Source organism: Pseudomonas sp. NFX98, assembly GCF_047784845.1.
In the GTDB taxonomy this organism is placed as follows: domain Bacteria; phylum Pseudomonadota; class Gammaproteobacteria; order Pseudomonadales; family Pseudomonadaceae; genus Aquipseudomonas.
In genome coordinates this window covers 1-17311 of the sequence record NZ_JBLNNF010000020.1, presented here as the reverse complement: position 1 = coordinate 17311, position 17311 = coordinate 1, and the positions used below count along the sequence as shown (strand labels likewise).

General features: G+C 60.1%; 19 protein-coding genes. 10 read left to right on the top strand and 9 right to left on the bottom strand.

Features of this window, described 5'->3' with window-relative positions; all coding sequences use genetic code 11:
- Positions 1 to 103: 103 nt before the first annotated feature.
- Together ACM110_RS23990 and ACM110_RS23985 are read right to left on the bottom strand one after the other, a co-directional pair.
- Positions 104 to 1525 (bottom strand): histidine kinase sensor domain-containing protein, encoded by a 1422-nt coding sequence (locus ACM110_RS23990; protein ID WP_416129724.1) that lies wholly within the window; start codon positions 1523 to 1525, stop codon positions 104 to 106.
- Positions 1515 to 2234, bottom strand: a complete 720-nt coding sequence (locus ACM110_RS23985; RefSeq protein ID WP_416129723.1) for a response regulator transcription factor — start codon at positions 2232 to 2234, stop codon at positions 1515 to 1517. The genes ACM110_RS23990 and ACM110_RS23985 overlap by 11 nt, the downstream gene beginning before the upstream one ends.
- A gap of 215 nt (positions 2235 to 2449) precedes the next feature.
- Between ACM110_RS23985 and ACM110_RS23980 the strand changes: the two genes are divergently transcribed.
- A complete protein-coding gene (locus tag ACM110_RS23980) occupies positions 2450 to 5203 on the top strand; it encodes a response regulator (RefSeq protein ID WP_416129722.1) in 2754 nt (917 codons plus the stop codon).
- Between the two features lie 178 nt (positions 5204 to 5381).
- Positions 5382 to 6371 carry a 2-hydroxyacid dehydrogenase gene (locus tag ACM110_RS23975; RefSeq protein ID WP_416129721.1) on the top strand — a complete coding sequence of 330 codons (990 nt, stop codon included), beginning with the start codon at positions 5382 to 5384 and terminating at the stop codon, positions 6369 to 6371.
- A 5-nt stretch (positions 6372 to 6376) separates the two neighbouring features.
- Here the strand turns inward: ACM110_RS23975 and ACM110_RS23970 are convergent, their stop codons facing one another.
- Positions 6377 to 6781, bottom strand: coding sequence for a hypothetical protein (locus tag ACM110_RS23970; protein WP_416129720.1), 405 nt, complete (start codon positions 6779 to 6781; stop codon positions 6377 to 6379).
- 134 nt (positions 6782 to 6915) lie between these two features.
- On the opposite strand from ACM110_RS23970, the gene ACM110_RS23965 reads away from it, so the two are divergent.
- Both ACM110_RS23965 and ACM110_RS23960 read left to right on the top strand, forming a co-directional pair.
- Positions 6916 to 7350, top strand: a complete 435-nt coding sequence (locus tag ACM110_RS23965) for a hypothetical protein (protein WP_007988765.1) — start codon at positions 6916 to 6918, stop codon at positions 7348 to 7350.
- Positions 7350 to 7754: an META domain-containing protein gene (locus ACM110_RS23960; protein ID WP_338582487.1), complete on the top strand. Its 405-nt coding sequence runs from the start codon at positions 7350 to 7352 to the stop codon at positions 7752 to 7754. The genes ACM110_RS23965 and ACM110_RS23960 overlap by 1 nt, the downstream gene beginning before the upstream one ends.
- Positions 7755 to 7839: 85 nt before the next feature.
- Here ACM110_RS23960 and ACM110_RS23955 read toward each other — a convergent pair whose 3' ends face one another.
- A complete protein-coding gene (locus tag ACM110_RS23955; protein ID WP_338582488.1) occupies positions 7840 to 8307 on the bottom strand; it encodes a TlpA disulfide reductase family protein in 468 nt (155 codons plus the stop codon).
- 114 nt (positions 8308 to 8421) lie between these two features.
- Here ACM110_RS23955 and arsC point away from each other — a divergent pair, with 114 nt between their 5' ends.
- From arsC to ACM110_RS23940, 3 genes are read left to right on the top strand one after another with little or no spacing between them, the layout of a single operon-like run.
- Positions 8422 to 8775: an arsenate reductase (glutaredoxin) gene (gene arsC / locus ACM110_RS23950; protein ID WP_416129719.1), complete on the top strand. Its 354-nt coding sequence runs from the start codon at positions 8422 to 8424 to the stop codon at positions 8773 to 8775.
- Entirely contained in the window at positions 8772 to 9368 is a 597-nt protein-coding gene (wrbA, locus tag ACM110_RS23945) for an NAD(P)H:quinone oxidoreductase (RefSeq protein ID WP_338582490.1), read from the top strand. Before arsC ends, wrbA begins: the two co-directional genes overlap by 4 nt.
- 2 nt (positions 9369 to 9370) lie before the next feature.
- Positions 9371 to 9796 carry a DUF2069 domain-containing protein gene (locus ACM110_RS23940; protein ID WP_416129718.1) on the top strand — a complete coding sequence of 142 codons (426 nt, stop codon included), beginning with the start codon at positions 9371 to 9373 and terminating at the stop codon, positions 9794 to 9796.
- Positions 9797 to 9892: 96 nt separating this feature from the next.
- On the opposite strand, the gene ACM110_RS23935 is transcribed toward ACM110_RS23940, so the two are convergent.
- Together ACM110_RS23935 and ttcA are read right to left on the bottom strand one after the other, a co-directional pair.
- The gene (locus tag ACM110_RS23935; protein WP_416129717.1) at positions 9893 to 10567 is read right to left on the bottom strand and encodes a DNA-3-methyladenine glycosylase I; all 675 of its coding nucleotides are present in this window, start codon (positions 10565 to 10567) and stop codon (positions 9893 to 9895) included.
- A 129-nt stretch (positions 10568 to 10696) separates the two neighbouring features.
- Positions 10697 to 11521: a tRNA 2-thiocytidine(32) synthetase TtcA gene (ttcA, locus tag ACM110_RS23930; RefSeq protein WP_217873618.1), complete on the bottom strand. Its 825-nt coding sequence runs from the start codon at positions 11519 to 11521 to the stop codon at positions 10697 to 10699.
- A gap of 356 nt (positions 11522 to 11877) precedes the next feature.
- On the opposite strand from ttcA, the gene ACM110_RS23925 reads away from it, so the two are divergent.
- Positions 11878 to 12480, top strand: coding sequence for a Yip1 family protein (locus ACM110_RS23925; RefSeq protein ID WP_338582493.1), 603 nt, complete (start codon positions 11878 to 11880; stop codon positions 12478 to 12480).
- Positions 12481 to 12634: 154 nt separating this feature from the next.
- Positions 12635 to 13129 (top strand): SprT family zinc-dependent metalloprotease, encoded by a 495-nt coding sequence (locus tag ACM110_RS23920; RefSeq protein WP_338582494.1) that lies wholly within the window; start codon positions 12635 to 12637, stop codon positions 13127 to 13129.
- A 135-nt stretch (positions 13130 to 13264) separates the two neighbouring features.
- Here ACM110_RS23920 and ACM110_RS23915 read toward each other — a convergent pair whose 3' ends face one another.
- The 3 genes from ACM110_RS23915 to ACM110_RS23905 all read right to left on the bottom strand — a co-directional run bounded on the left by ACM110_RS23915 (position 13265) and on the right by ACM110_RS23905 (position 16213).
- Positions 13265 to 14446: a CaiB/BaiF CoA transferase family protein gene (locus tag ACM110_RS23915; protein ID WP_416129716.1), complete on the bottom strand. Its 1182-nt coding sequence runs from the start codon at positions 14444 to 14446 to the stop codon at positions 13265 to 13267.
- A 145-nt stretch (positions 14447 to 14591) separates the two neighbouring features.
- On the bottom strand, positions 14592 to 15926 hold the full coding sequence (locus tag ACM110_RS23910) for a dicarboxylate/amino acid:cation symporter (RefSeq protein ID WP_416129715.1): 1335 nt from the start codon (positions 15924 to 15926) through the stop codon (positions 14592 to 14594).
- A gap of 116 nt (positions 15927 to 16042) precedes the next feature.
- Complete coding sequence (locus tag ACM110_RS23905) at positions 16043 to 16213, bottom strand: hypothetical protein (protein WP_416129714.1); 171 nt, start codon at positions 16211 to 16213, stop codon at positions 16043 to 16045.
- A 51-nt stretch (positions 16214 to 16264) separates the two neighbouring features.
- Here ACM110_RS23905 and ACM110_RS23900 point away from each other — a divergent pair, with 51 nt between their 5' ends.
- Positions 16265 to 17263, top strand: coding sequence for an AraC family transcriptional regulator (locus ACM110_RS23900; RefSeq protein WP_416129713.1), 999 nt, complete (start codon positions 16265 to 16267; stop codon positions 17261 to 17263).
- Positions 17264 to 17311: the final 48 nt, after the last annotated feature.

The following is a 17311-nucleotide window of genomic DNA, read 5'->3' as shown; positions in this document are numbered from 1 at the left end:
AAATTTCGTACAACAACTCGGGAACGCTCCGGCATGATGAGCCTGATGGTGGTTCGAAGGGCCTCTTCGAAAGCAGTTCCGCTCCCACAAGATACCGGGAAACTCACACATTTCGCGGCTCAAACACGGTCACTGTAGGAGCGAGCCTGCTCGCGATGGTGTCCTCAGACGCACTATCAACATCCGCCAACAACCGCATATTCATCCGCAACCCGCTCCCGGTGTTCTGCGCCCAAAGCTTTCCGCCCTGACGCTTCACCGCGTTCCTGGCGATGCTCAAGCCCAGACCAAAGCCGCCATTGCCCGGCCGCGAGCCATCCAGGCGCGTGAACGGCAGGAAGATCCGCTCAAGATCCGCTTCGTCGACACCGCCACCCTGATCCTCCAGCCACAGATGCCAGAACTTGCCCTCACGTCGGCCACCGAGGGCGACGATGCCACCGGCCGGCGAGTGTCGGATGGCGTTGCGCAACATGTTTTCCAGCGCCTGGGCCAGAGTGTTGAGGTTACCGCGCACCCAGCAGGAAGCATCGACTTCGCAGCGCAATTGGGCGGGCGACCAGCAGCTTTCATAGCAGGCGTTTTCGGTGAGCATTTCCCACAAAGCCTGGACCTGGATCGCTTCATCGGGCAATCGCGTGCGTTCGGTGTCGAGCCAGGCCAGTTGCAATGTGTCTTCCACCAGCCGTTGCATGCCATCGACTTCGCGGCCAATACGCTCGCGCAGGGCTTCCAGCCCTTGTTCACTTTCGCTGGCCACCCGCAGGCGACTCAGCGGCGTGCGCAGTTCGTGGGACAGGTCGCGCAGCAATTGCTGTTGCAGCGCCACGGTAGTTTGCAGGCGTTCGGACATGTGATTGAACGCCCTGCCCAGTTCACCCAACTCATCGGAGCGATTGGTGGTCCGGCTCGACAACCGTACATTCAACTGATCGGCACGCCAGGCATTGGCCTGTGCGCGAAGGTGATTGAGCGGCACCACCAGCAAACGGTACAGCCCGACGCACAGCAGCAAGGTGAACAGTCCCGGAATCACGCCGTTGGTGATCACGCGCCAGAATACCCGGTATTGCCCGGGCACGAAGCGTTGGGGCAATTCGATCACCAGGCTGCCGGCGGAGGGATCGCCGGGAAACGGCACGCGCATCCATGGCCGACCTTTTTTGTGGATCGGCCAATCGAGGCCGCGCAAATAGGTCAGGCGCTCGATTTGCTTGTCCGTCAGCGACTGGTTGCTCAATGATTGCAAATCACCGCCGATCACACCGACCCAGCTTTTTTCCCGCTGATACATGCCTTGCAGCCAGTCATCGACGCCGGTGCTCTGGCGCAATTGCCACGCTTGTTCGGCTTCGGCGGCGTAACGCGTCAGAGTGCGGCGGGCCTCATCGGAGAGGAACTGGTTTCGCTGCTCCATGTAGCGGCCCCAGGACCAGCTCAACCAGATCATCAGCAGGCAGAACGCCACCAGTAAAAAGGCGAGTTTCCAGAACAGCGAGTGCCGCCCCGGCACATTACATCTCATCGCTGGCGCTCAGGATGTAGCCCTTGCCCCAGACCGTGCGCACTTCACGCTCGGTATAACCGATGGCCTTGAGCTTGCGGCGGATCTGGCTGATATGCATGTCCAGGCTGCGGTCATGGGCCGCGTAACCGCGTTGCAGCACATGTTGATAAAGGAAGGCTTTGCTCAACACTTCATCGCCGTTGCGATTGAGGGTTTCCAGCAGCCTGTATTCGCTACGGGTCAGGCCGGCCGCCTGCCCGCCGTAGAAAACCTCGAACAGTTCGTCGTCGAAACGCAGGTTGTCTGCCGCCGGGGCAATCGCCGCGGTTGTTGGTCGGCGATCAAGCGCAACCCGGCGCAGAATCGCTTCGATGCGCACGCGCAACTCGACCATGCTGAAGGGCTTGGGCAGGTAGTCGTCGGCGCCCAGGCGGAAGCCGCTGATGCGATCCGCCTCGGCACCGAGCGCCGACATCAACAATACCGGCGTGGAATGGCTCTGGCGCAATTGCGTCAGCACCGACAGTCCATCCAGGCCCGGCAGCAAAATATCCATCAGCACCACATCGAAGGCTTGATCGCGGGCAGCGTCCAGACCTTCCTGGCCATTCTGGCACCAGGTCACCTGAAAGCCGCTACGGCCCAGATGCTCGTGGACATAGGCACCGAGCACGAGGTCGTCTTCGATGGAAAGGATACGGGGATGGCCGGCAGCAATGGGAGTCATGAGTATCTGCAAATAATTCTCAGTTGACAATTATTCAAGATTGCGTCGCACAGGGCAACCCACGGGTTCGTCCAGCCTGTAAAAGTGTCGAGCCAACCGACGAATGACGACATCAATTTTACGAAGATTGCCCGCCGGCAAATCGCTACACTGCGCAGGTGACGCGTGCCGGACGCATGCGCAGGTCTATCGATAGCTGGATGCAGGAGAGATGCGTGCTCAAGAAACTGGGAATTAAAGGCCGCGTGCTGTTGCTGACCCTGTTGCCGACCAGCCTGATGGCGTTGGTCCTGGGCGGCTATTTTACCTGGATGCAGCAATCGGACCTGCAAACCCAACTGATGCAGCGCGGTGAAATGATCGCAGAGCAACTGGCGCCACTGGTGGCACCAGCCATGGGTCATCACAACAATGAGCTGCTGGAACGCATCGCCACGCAATCCCTGGAACAACCGGACGTGCGTGCCGTGACCTTTCTCGCGCCGGACCGCACGCTCCTGGCCCACGCCGGACCGACCATGCTCAATCAGGCGCCCCTAGGCGACGGCTCGCAGATGCTGCGCCGCAGCGGCAATGACGCGACCCGTTATTTGCTGCCGGTGTTCGGCAAACACCGCAACCTGGCCGGCGACGTGATTCCCGATGAAGCCGACCGCCTGCTGGGCTGGGTCGAGCTCGAACTGTCCCACAACGGCATGCTGCTGCGCGGTTACCGCAGCCTGTTTGCCAGCCTGATGATGATCGCCGCCGGTCTTTGCGGGGCGGCGCTGCTGGCATTGCGCATGGGGCGCACGATCAATGGCCCGTTAAGCCAGATCAAGCAAGCCGTGGCCCAACTCAAGGACGGTCATCTGGAAACCCGCCTGCCGCCCCTCGGCAGTCAGGAGCTGGATGAACTGGCGTCCGGCATCAACCGCATGGCCGGCACCCTGCAAAATGCCCAGGAAGAATTGCAGCACAGCATCGACCAAGCCACCGAAGACGTGCGCCAGAATCTCGAAACCATCGAAATCCAGAACATCGAGCTCGACCTGGCGCGCAAGGAAGCCCTGGAAGCGAGCCGGATCAAGTCCGAGTTCCTGGCCAACATGAGCCACGAAATCCGCACGCCGCTCAACGGCATTCTCGGTTTCACGCACCTGCTGCAAAAAAGCGAGCTGACCCCGCGCCAGCTCGACTACCTGGGCACCATCGAAAAATCCGCCGACAGCCTGCTGGGGATCATCAACGAGATCCTCGACTTCTCGAAGATCGAGGCCGGCAAACTGGTGCTCGACCATATTCCGTTCAACCTGCGCGACTTGCTGCAGGACACCCTGACCATCCTCGCCCCGGCCGCCCACGCCAAGCAGCTGGAACTGGTGAGTCTGGTTTACCGCGACACGCCGTTGTCGCTGGTGGGTGATCCGCTGCGACTCAAGCAGATCCTCACCAACCTGGTCAGCAACGCGATCAAGTTCACCCGCGAAGGCACCATCGTTGCCCGCGCCATGCTTGAAGAAGAACACGAAGATAGCGTGCAACTGCGCATCAGCATCCAGGACACCGGCATCGGCCTGTCGAACCAGGATGTGCGCGCGCTGTTCCAGGCGTTCAGTCAGGCGGACAACTCGCTGTCGCGACAACCCGGCGGCACCGGGTTGGGACTGGTGATTTCCAAGCGCCTGATCGAACAGATGGGCGGCGAGATCGGCGTCGACAGCACACCGGGCGAAGGTTCGGAGTTCTGGATCAGCCTGAGCCTGCCGAAAACCCGCGACGACGCCGAAGACCTGCCCGGTCCGCCGCTACTCGGCCGGCGTGTGGCGGTACTGGAAAATCATGAACTGGCCCGTCAGGCATTGCAGCACCAACTGGAGGATTGCGGCCTCGCCGTCACCCCGTTCAATACCCTGGAAAGCCTGACCAATGGCGTAACCGGCGCGCATCAGACTGATCAGGCGATTGATCTGGCGGTGCTGGGCGTCACCAGTAACGACATGCCACCCGAGCGCCTCAACCAGCACATCTGGGACCTCGAACACCTGGGCTGCAAAGTGCTGGTGCTGTGCCCGACCACGGAGCAGACGCTGTTCCACCTCTCGGTGCCCAACCCTCACAGCCAGCTCCAGGCCAAACCGGCCTGTACCCGCAAACTGCGGCGTGCGCTGTCCGATCTGGTCAACCCGCGCTTGCCCCGCAGCGAACCCGGTGAACCGGTTTCCAGCCGCGCGCCGAAAGTGCTTTGTGTCGACGACAACCCGGCGAACCTGTTGTTGGTGCAAACCCTGCTCGAAGACATGGGCGCCAAAGTACTGGCCGTGGAGAGCGGTTACGCCGCCATCAAAGCGGTGCAGAGCGAGACCTTCGATCTGGTGCTGATGGACGTGCAGATGCCCGGCATGGACGGACGCCAGAGCACCGAAGCGATCCGCCAGTGGGAAAGCGAACGGCATTGCACGCCGCTGCCGATCGTCGCCCTCACCGCCCACGCCATGGCCAACGAAAAACGTGCATTGCTGCAAAGCGGCATGGACGACTACCTGACCAAACCGATCAGCGAACGGCAGCTGGCACAGGTGGTGTTGAAGTGGAGTGGTCTGGCGCTGCGCAATCAGGTCCCGGAACGCTCCGCAGACAGCCATGGCAGCGCTTATGAATTATTGGTGCTGGATCACGAAGAAGGTTTGCGCCTGGCCGCCGGCAAGGCCGATCTGGCGGCAGACATGCTGGCAATGCTGCTGGCCTCGCTGGAAGCCGACCGCGAAGCGATTCGCCAGGCACAGGCAAGCCACGATCACAACGCCTTGATCGAACGGGTCCATCGCCTGCACGGCGCCACTCGTTATTGCGGCGTACCGCAACTGCGCGCCGCCTGCCAACGCAGCGAAACCCTGCTCAAGCAACAAGACCCTAAAGCCTTCGGCGCACTCGAAGAACTCGACCGGGCGATCAATCGTCTGGCCGCCCAGGCACGGATCAATGCTTGATTCAGCGCAACGTGGTCGAACAGTGGAAGGGCTAATAATGTAGGAGCTGCCGAAGGCTGCGATCTTTTGATTTTGGGCGGCTTCGTGATCGCCAAAAATCAAGGTCAAAAGATCGCAGCCTTCGGCAGCTCCTACGGATGCGTGAGAGCGCCAGGACATCAGTGTTCAAGAGGACAGCATGCGCACGATTCTTTTCAGCAGCCAGACCTACGACCGCGACAGTTTTCTTGCCGCCGACTTGCCGTCCGGCATCGAATTGCACTTTCAAGCAGCACGACTAAGCCTCGATACGGCAGCGTTGGCCGAGCATCACGAAGTGGTCTGCGCCTTCATTAACGACGACCTCGGCGCCCCGGTGCTTGAACGCCTGGCCGCCGGCGGCACACGCTTGATCGCCCTGCGCTCGGCCGGTTACAACCATGTCGACCTGGCAGCGGCCAAACGCCTGGGATTGGCGATCGTGCGCGTTCCGGCCTACTCGCCCCATGCCGTGGCCGAACACGCGGTGGCGCTGATCCTGGCACTCAACCGCCGTTTGCACCGCGCCTACAACCGCACCCGCGAAGGTGACTTCAGCCTGCACGGGCTGACCGGTTTCGATCTGGTGGGCAAGACCGTAGGCGTGGTCGGCACCGGGCAGATCGGCGCGACCTTCGCCAAAATCATGAACGGCTTCGGCTGCCATTTGCTGGCCTATGACCCATACCCCAACCCTCAGGTCGAAGCGCTGGGCGCCCGTTATCTGAGCTTGCCGCAATTGCTGGCCGAATCGCAGATCATCAGCCTGCACTGCCCGCTCGATGAACAGAGCAAACATTTGATCAACCGCGAATCACTGGCGCACATGCAACCGGGGGCGATGCTGATCAATACCGGTCGCGGCGGTCTGGTGGACACACCGGCGCTGATCGACGCGTTGAAGAACGGCCAGTTGGGCTATCTGGGGCTGGATGTGTATGAGGAGGAGGCGCAGCTGTTTTTCGAGGACCGCTCCGACCTGCCCTTGCAGGACGATGTCCTGGCGCGACTGCTGACATTCCCCAACGTGATCGTCACCGCGCACCAGGCCTTCCTGACACGCGAAGCCCTGGGCGCGATTGCCGCGACCACCTTGCAGAACATCTCGACGTGGGCGACCGGTACGCTACAGAATCAAGTCGAGGGCTGATCGGCTCAGGCCTTCGACAAAAGAATCATCAGCCCCAGCCAACCAAAGCCGATCAAACGCGCCAGCCAGCTATGCCCGGGGCGCAGCAGGAACCAGACAAAAAACGGCGGCAGCAAAAACACCATGATCTTCAGCCAGAGTTCTACCGGGCGCGGTCCTGCGGGCGCTGCAGCCGGGGCCTGGATTTGAGGTTCAGGTTCAGCTTCGGGTTTGCGTCGACGCCCAAACGCCGCCGGCGTCACCCGCGGCACACTTTCATTGGTGGGTAACCGCCCGAACGAAATCACTGCTTCTTGCGCTGAGGCTGCGGCTGCGGCTTGCCCCGCCTCTGCTGGCGCACCGCAATGAATGCAAGCAGGCGCCGTTGAACTGATGCGTTGCTTGCATTCAAAACACTCGATTAACGCCATGTCCATTCCTTAGGGATGCAAAAGCGGCAGTGTGCCATGACTCGACCGTTAAATTGAACCTGATCGAAGGTCATATGCCCACGCCATCCTGCGCGCAAGCCCGTGCTAGCATACCGCGCATATTTGGAGGACCCATGGTCGAACACGATTTCCGCTACAGCCTGATGAACCCGCAACACACCCTCACCGAATGCCGCGCCCTGGTGCCGGGTCGTTATCAAGTCACCGGCAACGGCGGCTCGATTCGTAATAACGACGTGTTGGTAGTGACCCTCAAAGGTGCCAAGGACTTGTCCATGCGCCTGACCGTCGAAACGGTTCGCCACTTGATCAACCCGCCCGGTCAATGGGTCGCGGTGGCCAGCGGTCCGGTGTTCGGCGAGTTGGCGATTCACACCTGGCAAGTGAACTGCGACAGCTGCGCCAAAGAGTTGAGCTTCGAGTTCGCGGTCGACGCCAAACTGGGCAACAAGGCCGAAAAGCCTGCCGCCACTGCGCGGATTGCCGAGTTGGGCTGGACCACCGTCGGCGAAAAACACCTGTGCCCGAAATGTCAGGAGCCCGCGTGATGAAACGCCTCGCCCTGGCCGGTATGGTCGGTGCAAGCCTGCTGGGTTGTGCCGCCGAGCCTGTGCAATTGCAACAAAACCGCAGCTACATTCTGGAGTGGATCGGCGAGCGGCCGTTGATGGATTACAGCCACCTGACCATCACCCTCGGTGAAGACGGTCGCGCCTACGGCAACGGTGGCTGCAACCATTGGTTCGCGCCGTACACCCTGGAAGGCAACAAGCTGAGCTTCGGCAAGATCGGCAGCACCCGCAAACTTTGCGCGCCAGCGCTGATGGAGCAGGAAAAACGCTTCCTTCAGGCGCTGGAAGGCGTGCAACGCTGGGACGTCTCGTCGATCGAGCAGATGCGCTTCTGGCCGGCCGAAGGCAAGCCGCTGCGCTGGTGGCTTGAAGAGGGTTGATCCCGAAAAGATCGCAGCCTGCGGCAGCTCCTACATGGATTGTCGTACGCCCTGTAGGAGCTGCCGAAGGCTGCGATCTTTTGCTTTAATTCTTAGCCTGCAACGCCTCCAGCTTCGCCATCACCCCCGCCGCCGTCTGTTCGCCCATCAACTGCTCGCGCACCTTGCCCTTGTTATCGATGATGTAGGTCACCGGTAGCGCTTCACTGCGCGGCAACTCGAATACCTCGGAAGGGTCCTGCGCCAGCACAGTGAATTTGATACCCAGTTTTTCACTGGCGCCTTTCAGTTCTTCGCCCTGCACATTGTCGAAGTTGACCCCAAACACACCAATCTTCTTGTCCTTGAGCTGCTCGGCCAAGGTGTTCAACTCTGGAATCTCGGTACGGCACGGACCGCACCATTCAGCCCAGTAATTGAGCACCAGCCATTTACCGTCCAGACGTTCGGCGGCGACCTTCTGCCCGTTCTGATCGATCCCGTAGTCGTTACCGCAGCCCCCCAGCATCAACGCCCCGATGATCGTCAATGCCGCTGCCAGTCGCCTTGTCATGTCGTGTTCCTTGTCAAAAATTGAATGCGCCTGCGACCCATCGCCTCTCGCGGTTCTGGAATGCGCGCTGCACGGTTAGAATAGCCGCCACCTTACGCAAGATGCGACCCGCACATGACCGATCTGACGCTTTATCACAACCCGCGCTGCTCGAAATCCCGCGGAGCGCTCGAATTGCTGGAAGCCCGTGGGCTGACCCCCACCGTGGTCCGCTACCTTGAAACCCCGCTGGACGCCGCGCAGATCCAGAGTCTGCTAGGCAAACTCGGCATCAGCGCCCGGCAATTGCTGCGCACCGGCGAGGACGAGTACAAAACCCTCAACCTCGCCGACAGCAATCTGAGCGAGGCGCAATTGATCGCCGCCATCGCCGCCCACCCGAAACTCATGGAGCGACCGATTCTCGAAGTTGGCGACAAAGCCGTCATCGGCCGTCCGCCGGAGCAGATCCTGGAATTATTGCCATGAGTGCGCCGTACATTCTGGTGCTGTATTACAGCCGCAGCGGCTCGACCAACGAAATGGCCCGGCAGATTGCCCGTGGCGTGGAACAGGCCGGTCTTGAAGCGCGGTTGCGCACGGTGCCGGCGATTTCCACCGAGTGCGAGGCCGTAGCGCCGGATATTCCGGACGAAGGTGCGCTCTATGCCAGCCTCGACGACCTGAAAAACTGCGCAGGCCTGGCCCTGGGCAGTCCGACCCGCTTCGGCAACATGGCGGCGCCGCTCAAATACTTCCTCGACGGCACCAGCAACCTGTGGCTGACCGGCGCGCTGGTGGGCAAACCAGCCGGCGTGTTCACTTCCACGGCGAGCCTGCACGGCGGCCAGGAAACCACCCTGCTGTCGATGATGCTGCCGTTGCTACACCACGGCATGCTGATCACCGGCCTGCCCTACAGCGAATCGGCATTGCTGGAAACCCAGGGTGGAGGTACGCCCTACGGCGCCAGCCACCACGCCGGGGCCGATGGCAAAAGCGGTCTGGATTCACATGAAGTGGCGCTGTGCCGCGCGCTGGGCATGCGCCTGGCCAAGACTGCACAGAAACTGGAGGGCTGAGAGTGGCCAAGAAGCCGAAAATCCTGCCCACCATCGATTGGCTCGAACCCCGTGTCCGGGCCATGCGCGTGATCAGTCTGTTGTGTTTTTTGGGTCTGGTGGGGCTGCTGTGCGTTTACTACCTGCTGGTCGCCGATCTGCACGGCGCGCGGCCATGGGTGATTTTGCTGATCGAACTGGTGCCGCTGCTGATACTGGCGCCGGGGATGATTATCGGCAGCCCGCGCGGGCATTCATGGATGTGCTTTGTGGTGAACCTGTATTTCATCAAGGGCGCATTGGCCGCGTATGACCCGAATCGGCAGATTTTCGGTTTGCTGGAGATGGGTGCGAGCCTGGCGGTGTTCTGTTCGGCGCTGTTGTATGTGCGGTGGCGGTATCAATTGAACCGCAAATTGGCTGGCGAGGGCCAAGTCTCCGTCGCCTGAATAAAAAAGATCGCAGCCTTCGGCAGCTCCTACAGGTGTATTCCGATCCATGTAGGAGCTGCCGAAGGCTGCGATCTTTTGATCCTTACCCATTTATCAATGATTGACGGTATAAGCCAGCATCATCGAAATCTGGCTCATCGGTCGCCCGCCACTTTCTTCGTACCACTGGTTGAACACATCCTGCACCAACGCCAGGTCACGCAGGCTGCTCGGCACTTTGTCGATGATGTTCTGCGCGTTCAACGCCGCCACCACGTCATAGCTCGGCACAAAGGTGTCCTTGCCAACCATGCGCAAAAAACGCGGCGCCGACAAACCGCCCAACTGATGGCCACGCTTTTTCAGGAAGGTCCAGAGGCCGACGATATCGATCACCGGCCATTCGGCGATCATCGCCCCGAAGCTGCCCTTCTCGCGGGCGACATCCAGCACAAACTGCGCATTGCGCGGCACGCTCTTGAGCTTGCCCAGGTGGCGGATGATCCGCGCGTCCTGCATCAAACGCTCGAGATGTTCGGCGCTCATCAGCACGACTTTTTCCGGGTCGAACTTGAAGAACACTTCTTCGAAGGCCGGCCACTTGGCATCCACCAGGCTGTGCTTGAGCCCGGCGCGGAACACACGCAACGCCATGGTCGAGAGGTAACGATCGTCGGTGATATCGCGCAGTTGCGCCGGGGTTTTGGGAACGGGCAGATGGGCTTCCAGTTCAGCTGCCGAACCGAAACGGTTCAAGCAGTATTCATTCAGCCACTTGTAGTCGCGCATGCCCTCTCCTGGAGGTTGAAACAAAAAACAAATGTAGGAGTGAGCCTGCTCGCGATCGCGGTGGGTCATTCAACATTGATGTCGACTGAAACTACGCCATCGCGAGCAGGCTCGCTCCTACAGTTTTAATCAGAGGTTAACCACATTGACGAAGCGCGAAGCCGCCGTCTCGTCGATCTTGAGGTTGGTGAAGTCGAACAGGTTGCGGTCCGCCAGTTGCGACGGGATCACGTTCTGCAGGCTGCGGAAAATGCTCTCGGTGCGGCCCGGCGTCTTGCGGTCCCACTCCTGGAGCATGTCCTTGACCACCTGACGTTGCAGGTTTTCCTGGGAACCGCAGAGGTTGCACGGGATGATCGGGAATTGCTTGAGGTCCGAGTAGGCCTGGATGTCTTTTTCGTTGCAGTAGGCCAACGGGCGGATCACCACGTTGCGCCCGTCATCGGCCCGCAGTTTCGGCGGCATGGCCTTGAGCGAACCGTTGAAGAACATGTTCAGGAAGAACGTCTCGACGATGTCGTCGCGATGATGACCGAGGGCCATTTTGGTCGCGCCGATTTCGTCGGCGAAGGTGTACAGCGTGCCGCGACGCAGGCGCGAGCACAGCGAGCACGTGGTTTTGCCCTCAGGAATCAGCTCCTTGACCACCGAGTAAGTGTCTTTCTCGACGATGTGGTACTCGATGCCCAACTCTTTCAGGTAGGCCGGCAGCACATGCTCCGGGAAGCCCGGCTGCTTCTGGTCCATGTTCACGGCCACGATCTCGAACTTGATCGGCGCGACCTTCTGCAAGTGCATCAGCACATCGAGCATGGTGTAGCTGTCCTTGCCACCGGACAGGCAGACCATGACCTTGTCGCCGTCTTCAATCATGTTGAAGTCGGCAACCGCCTCACCGGCCTGACGGCGAAGGCGCTTTTGCAGTTTGTTCTGGTTGACCGTAAGAGTGCCCATGACGCGAAATCCGTGAGGTGTGACGAAAGGCGGGCATTTTACGCAAAAACTCTCCATGGGCGAAGCGTCCTGACGGAGCGCCTACCGTAGGAGCTGCCGCAGGCTGCGATCTTTTGACTTTAAACCGCTGAAGGTCAAAAGATCGCAGCCTTCGGCAGCTCCTACAGATGCAACTGCGATTAAGCCGTGGGTTTACAGCGCAATTTGCTCTAAGCCCCTGCTCCTTGTGCGGTTAAGACCTTCCTATACTGCGACATAAGGTCGCATTCGAATTCCAGACCTATTACTTACTTGGCCGCATTGGCTCGTAGGCGCTCCACTGGGGGGCGACGGTAAAAACAAGAGGAGTGACTGGCATGATCCATCACGTAGTGGGGCTCTTCACCCACCCTGACCAAGAATGGAAAGAAATCCGTGGCGACCAGGAGGAAAGCATCAGCCACATGTACCTGACTCACACACTGATTCTGGCGGCGATCCCTGCTGTGTCGGCGTTCATCGGCACCACGCAGGTCGGTTGGGTCATCGGCAATCGCGCGCCGGTGATGCTGACGATGGAAAGTGCGCTATGGATGTCGGTCATGTCGTACCTGGCGATGCTCGGCGGCGTTGCAGTGATGGGGGCATTCATTCACTGGATGGCCCGCACCTACGATGCCAACCCGAGCCTGGCCCGTTGCGTGGCGTTCGCGACCTATACCGCGACTCCGCTGTTCATTGGCGGCGTGGCGGCACTGTATCCACACTTGTGGCTGGGGATGATCATCGGAACAGCGGCGATCTGCTACACCGTCTACCTGCTGTATGTCGGGCTACCGACCTTCATGAACATTCCATCTGACGAGGGATTCCTGTTTTCCAGCTCGGTGCTCGCCGTAGGCCTGGTGGTGCTGGTGGCCATCATGGCGTTCACCGTGATTGTCTGGGGACTCGGCGTGGGGCCGGTCTATACGAACTGACTGCACAGAATAACTAGAGTCTGCCGACACAGGCCGCCGCAAGGCGGCCTTTTACTGCTTGAGCAACAGAAACGGTCGCGACCATTCGGCGTCTTGGCGATTCGCAAGGCCCCGGGGTTGCGGCATACTCGACGTCTCTGGAGATCCATCAAGCATGCCCGAGCAACTCAATACCCGCGTCGAAGACTGTTTCCAACAAGCCGAATCCTTTTTCAAACGACCTTTCAAACGTCCCGTGGTGAGCCTCAAGCTGCGCGGACAAAAAGCCGGTGTCGCACATTTGCACGAGAACCTGCTGCGCTTCAACCCGCAGCTGTACCGGGAAAACACCGAAGACTTCCTCAAGCAGACCGTGGCCCACGAAGTCGCGCACCTGATCGCCCATCAATTGTTCGGCGACCGCATCCAGCCCCATGGCGAAGAGTGGCAACTGATCATGCGCGGCGTGTACGAACTGCCGCCCAATCGCTGCCACACCTACGATGTCAAACGCCGCAGCGTGACCCGCTACATCTACAAATGCCCGTGCCCCGACAGTGATTTTCCGTTTTCGTCACAGCGTCATGGTCTGGTGCGGCAAGGGCGGCGGTATTTGTGTCGGCGGTGTCGCAGTACCTTGGTGTTTAGCGGGGAGATGCGGGTCGAGTAGTTGGATTTTTTGTGCCCAAACCGGCCTCATCGCGGGCAAGCCCGCTCCCACAGGTATTGGTTTTGTGCATAAAATTTGTGAACGACCGCAACCACTGTGGGAGCCGGCTTGCCCGCGATGAGGCCGGCACGGGCACTAGAGAACCACCTTGGCCCGCCGCAACTCTTCAATCCGCTGCGCACTAAACCCCAACTCCCCCAACACCTGATCCGTATGCTCCCCCAACGCCGCACCAATATGCCGAGGCTGCGGCAAGCCATCCGAAAACTTCAGCGGGCACGCCATCTGCGCCTGACTCGAACCATCCCCACGCGGCACTTGCGTCACCAGCTCCCGCGCCCGCAACTGCGGATGCTTTAAGGCTTCGCCGAGACTCAACACCGGCTCGACACAGGCATCCAGCTCGGCAAACAGCGCGCTGAGTTCAGCGAAGTCATGCTTCTCGAATTCGACTTTCAGCGCATCCTTGAGCTTCTTCTGCTGCGCCGGTTGTGGCGACAGGCCCAGGCTCGCCAGTTCTTCGAGCCCCAACGCCACGCACAACTGCTTCATGAATGCCGGCTCCAGGCTGCCCACCGACAGCCAGCGTCCATCCCTTGAACGGTAGTAGTCGTAGAAACTGCCGCCATTGAGTATCTGGTCTTCGCGACCCGGCTCGACGCCACAGGCCAGATACCCGGCGCCGGCCATGGCGTTCAGGCTGAAGGCGCAGTCGGTCATGCTCACATCCAGATGCTGCCCCTGCCCGGTTTGCTGGCGGGCGATCACCGCCGCCAACAGGCCGATCACCCCGTGCAGCGAACCACCGGCAACATCCGCCACCTGCGCGCCCAAGGGCAGCGGTCCGCTGTCGGCGCGGCCGGTGTAGCTCGCCTGCCCGGCCAACGCCAGGTAATTGATGTCATGGCCGGCGCGGTCCTTGTAGGGACCGGTCTGGCCGTAGCCGGTGATCGACACATAAATCAGCTTCGGATTGATCGCCTTCAAAGCTTCATAACCCAGGCCCAGACGCTCCATGACGCCGGGGCGGAACTGTTCCAGCACAATGTCGTAGTCCTGCAACAGCTGCTTGATCACCTCCAGTGCTTCGGGCTGCTTGAGGTCCAGCGCCAGGCTGCGTTTATTGCGATTGAGATAGGCGTGACTGGCCGATACGCCCTGGTCGTGGGGCGGCAGTACACGCACAAGATCCATGCGCGTCGGTGATTCGATGCGCAGCACTTCGGCGCCCATGTCCGCCAGCAGTAACGAGGCGAACGGCCCCGGCAGCAGTGTCGAGAAATCCAGAACCTTGAGTGATGCCAGTGGACCGAGCATGAATGTTCCCCCTGAATGATGCCTCCAGACTAGGCAGCCGGACGCTCAGGGGCAATCACCTTATGTGCCAGTGACGCTGACCGTTGTGCTCAGGTCGCAGGCAGAAAAAAACCCGCCGAAGCGGGTTTTTTCATGACGACAAGGCTTACTTGGCGTTAGTCGGGGTTGCCCCTTCGACATGGCCCAGAACATCGTCTTTAGGCTCGTCGGCAATGCCGCGACCGCCCGAGGCCAGCTCGGATTGCAGCACGTCGGTGTCCAGTTCCTTGACCCACTTGGCCACGACGATGGTCGCCACTGCGTTACCGACCAGGTTGGTCAGGGCACGGGCTTCGGACATGAAGCGGTCGATACCGAGGATCAGCGCCAAACCGGCAACCGGCAGGTGGCCAACGGCGGACAGGGTCGCAGCCAGCACGATGAAGCCCGAACCGGTCACACCGGCAGCGCCTTTGGAAGACAGCAGCAACACCACCAACAGGGTGATCTGGTGCGTGATGTCCATGTGGGTGTCAGTTGCCTGGGCAATGAACACGGCCGCCATGGTCAGGTAGATCGCAGTACCGTCGAGGTTGAACGAGTAACCGGTCGGGATCACCAGACCCACGACGGATTTCTGTGCACCCAGACGCTCCATCTTGACCAGCATGCGTGGCAGTACCGATTCCGAAGAGGAAGTACCCAGCACGATCAGCAGTTCTTCACGGATGTAGCGGATCATTTTCAGAACGCTGAAGCCGTGAGCGCGAGCGATGCCGCCCAGCACGATCAGGATGAACAGCAGGCAAGTGATGTAGAAGCAGATCATCAGTTGACCCAGCTGCACCAGCGAGCCGACACCGTAGGCACCGATGGTGAAGGCCATCGCACCGAAGGCACCGATTGGCGCGAGCTTCATGATCATGTTGATGATGTTGAACATCACGTGGGCGAAGCGATCGATGAAGTCCAGCAGCGGCTTGCCGTAGGCACCCAGGCGATGCAGGGCGAAACCGAAGATCACCGAGAACATCAGCACTTGCAGGATGTCACCCGTGGCGAACGCGCCGACGATGGTGCTCGGGATCACGTTGAGCAGGAAGCCGATGACGCTTTGATCAGCACCGGCCGCAACGTAAGTGGCGACTTTGGAAGCATCCAGGGTGCTGACGTCGATGTGCATGCCAGCGCCTGGCTGCACGATGTTGACCACGACCAGGCCAACCAGCAGAGCGATGGTCGAAACGATTTCGAAGTAGAGCAGCGCGTAACCGCCGGTCTTGCCGACCGATTTCATGTCCTGCATGCCGGCGATACCGCTGACAACGGTACAGAAGATGATTGGGGCGATGATCATTTTGATCAGCTTGATGAACCCGTCACCCAGTGGCTTAACGGCCACACCGATCTGGGGATAGAAATGACCGAGCAAAATACCGATGACAATTGCAACGATCACCTGGAAATACAGGGATTTGTACAGTGGCTGACGAGTCGTCATTGCAAAGTTCCTCAAGAGTGCGCGCTACAACATCCATCTGTTGCTGGCGACACCTGAATTGCGAACCCTCCTGCACTGGAGGGATTTGTTTTTTCGAGCCGCGCGACGGCAGGCATCTACCGGTTGTATCGCAAAGCCCGTGCCACCTTCGGCAAAACCCCAGCAAGCCTTTTGATATCAAGGGCTGCAGGTTTTTCTTTGTCTTCTGACGGTGAATAGGCAGTGGCGGATTTCCGCCCTTCGGCCAAATCGCCTCCTGCAATTTGGCGGATATCCGCCTTGTTCATCGATTGGAACCGCGGCTACCATCCGTCGCTCAATGCATGGATTTGCCTGTTATGCGCGAACGCACCATCGCCAGTCATTTCGCCCGCGCCGTGCTCGGTGGTGCGCAGCGGCGTGGCTTCGACTATTCCAGTCTGTTGCAGCAAATGGGGATCAGCCCCGAGCTGCTCGACGAGCCACGGGCGCGCATCGCCCCGGAGCAGTTCACCCGACTGATCCAGGCGCTGTGGCTGGCGCTGGACGACGAATACCTGGGTTTCGGGCACGGTCCCAGCAAGCCGGGCAGCTTCGCGATGATGTGCCATGCGGTCATCCATTGCCGGAACCTGGATAAGGCGCTCAACCGGGGCTTATTGTTTTATAGCCTATTCCCCGACGCCCCGCGCCTGACCCTGACGCGTGAAGACGAAATGATCCGCCTGAGCCTGGACGATTCGCAGCTCTGGGACCCGGACCATTTCCTCAGCGAAAGCCTGTTGGTGATCTGGCACCGTTTCGGCAGTTGGCTGATCGGCCAGCGGATTCGCCTGGAGCAGGCCACGTTCAGTTATCCGCGGCCGGAACACGGTGCCGAGTACGACTTGCTGTTTTCTTGTCCTCTGACGTTTTCCACTTCCCAGAGCAGCCTGCTGTTTCACAGCCGCTACCTGAACATGCCGCTGTTGCAGGACGATCGCACCCTCAAGCATTTTCTCGAACACTCACCGGCCAATCTGTTGTCGCGCCCGGATGACGGCAACAGCCTGAGCAGTCAGTTACGGCGCTTGCTCAGCAGCGACAGTTCACGCTGGCCGGACCTGGAAGCCGTCGCCGCGCACCTGCATATCAGTCCGCAGACGCTGCGCCGGCATCTGCGCGAGGAAGGCACCAGTTTTCAGGAATTGAAGGATCAGTTGCGCCGCGACATTGCGATTTATCACCTGAGCCGCAACGATCTGCCCTTGCAGCAGATCGCCGAACAGCTGGGATTCTCCGAGCCTTCGGCGTTTCACCGGGCGTTCAAGAAGTGGACGGGGCTGACACCGGGGGCGTATCGGGCGCAGGAGAATTGAGCGCATAACCTGTAGGAGCACGGCTTGCCGGCGATGGCGGTTTCAAGG

Coding starts and splice junctions, on each gene's coding strand:
- ACM110_RS23990 (WP_416129724.1), bottom strand. CDS start 1,525: ATGAGATGTAATGTGCCGGGGCGGCACTCGCTGTTCTGGAAACTCGCC.
- ACM110_RS23985 (WP_416129723.1), bottom strand. CDS start 2,234: ATGACTCCCATTGCTGCCGGCCATCCCCGTATCCTTTCCATCGAAGAC.
- ACM110_RS23975 (WP_416129721.1), top strand. CDS start 5,382: ATGCGCACGATTCTTTTCAGCAGCCAGACCTACGACCGCGACAGTTTT.
- ACM110_RS23970 (WP_416129720.1), bottom strand. CDS start 6,781: ATGGCGTTAATCGAGTGTTTTGAATGCAAGCAACGCATCAGTTCAACG.
- ACM110_RS23965 (WP_007988765.1), top strand. CDS start 6,916: ATGGTCGAACACGATTTCCGCTACAGCCTGATGAACCCGCAACACACC.
- ACM110_RS23960 (WP_338582487.1), top strand. CDS start 7,350: ATGAAACGCCTCGCCCTGGCCGGTATGGTCGGTGCAAGCCTGCTGGGT.
- ACM110_RS23955 (WP_338582488.1), bottom strand. CDS start 8,307: ATGACAAGGCGACTGGCAGCGGCATTGACGATCATCGGGGCGTTGATG.
- arsC (WP_416129719.1), top strand. CDS start 8,422: ATGACCGATCTGACGCTTTATCACAACCCGCGCTGCTCGAAATCCCGC.
- wrbA (WP_338582490.1), top strand. CDS start 8,772: ATGAGTGCGCCGTACATTCTGGTGCTGTATTACAGCCGCAGCGGCTCG.
- ACM110_RS23935 (WP_416129717.1), bottom strand. CDS start 10,567: ATGCGCGACTACAAGTGGCTGAATGAATACTGCTTGAACCGTTTCGGT.
- ttcA (WP_217873618.1), bottom strand. CDS start 11,521: ATGGGCACTCTTACGGTCAACCAGAACAAACTGCAAAAGCGCCTTCGC.
- ACM110_RS23925 (WP_338582493.1), top strand. CDS start 11,878: ATGATCCATCACGTAGTGGGGCTCTTCACCCACCCTGACCAAGAATGG.
- ACM110_RS23920 (WP_338582494.1), top strand. CDS start 12,635: ATGCCCGAGCAACTCAATACCCGCGTCGAAGACTGTTTCCAACAAGCC.
- ACM110_RS23915 (WP_416129716.1), bottom strand. CDS start 14,446: ATGCTCGGTCCACTGGCATCACTCAAGGTTCTGGATTTCTCGACACTG.
- ACM110_RS23910 (WP_416129715.1), bottom strand. CDS start 15,926: ATGACGACTCGTCAGCCACTGTACAAATCCCTGTATTTCCAGGTGATC.
- ACM110_RS23905 (WP_416129714.1), bottom strand. CDS start 16,213: ATGAACAAGGCGGATATCCGCCAAATTGCAGGAGGCGATTTGGCCGAA.
- ACM110_RS23900 (WP_416129713.1), top strand. CDS start 16,265: ATGCGCGAACGCACCATCGCCAGTCATTTCGCCCGCGCCGTGCTCGGT.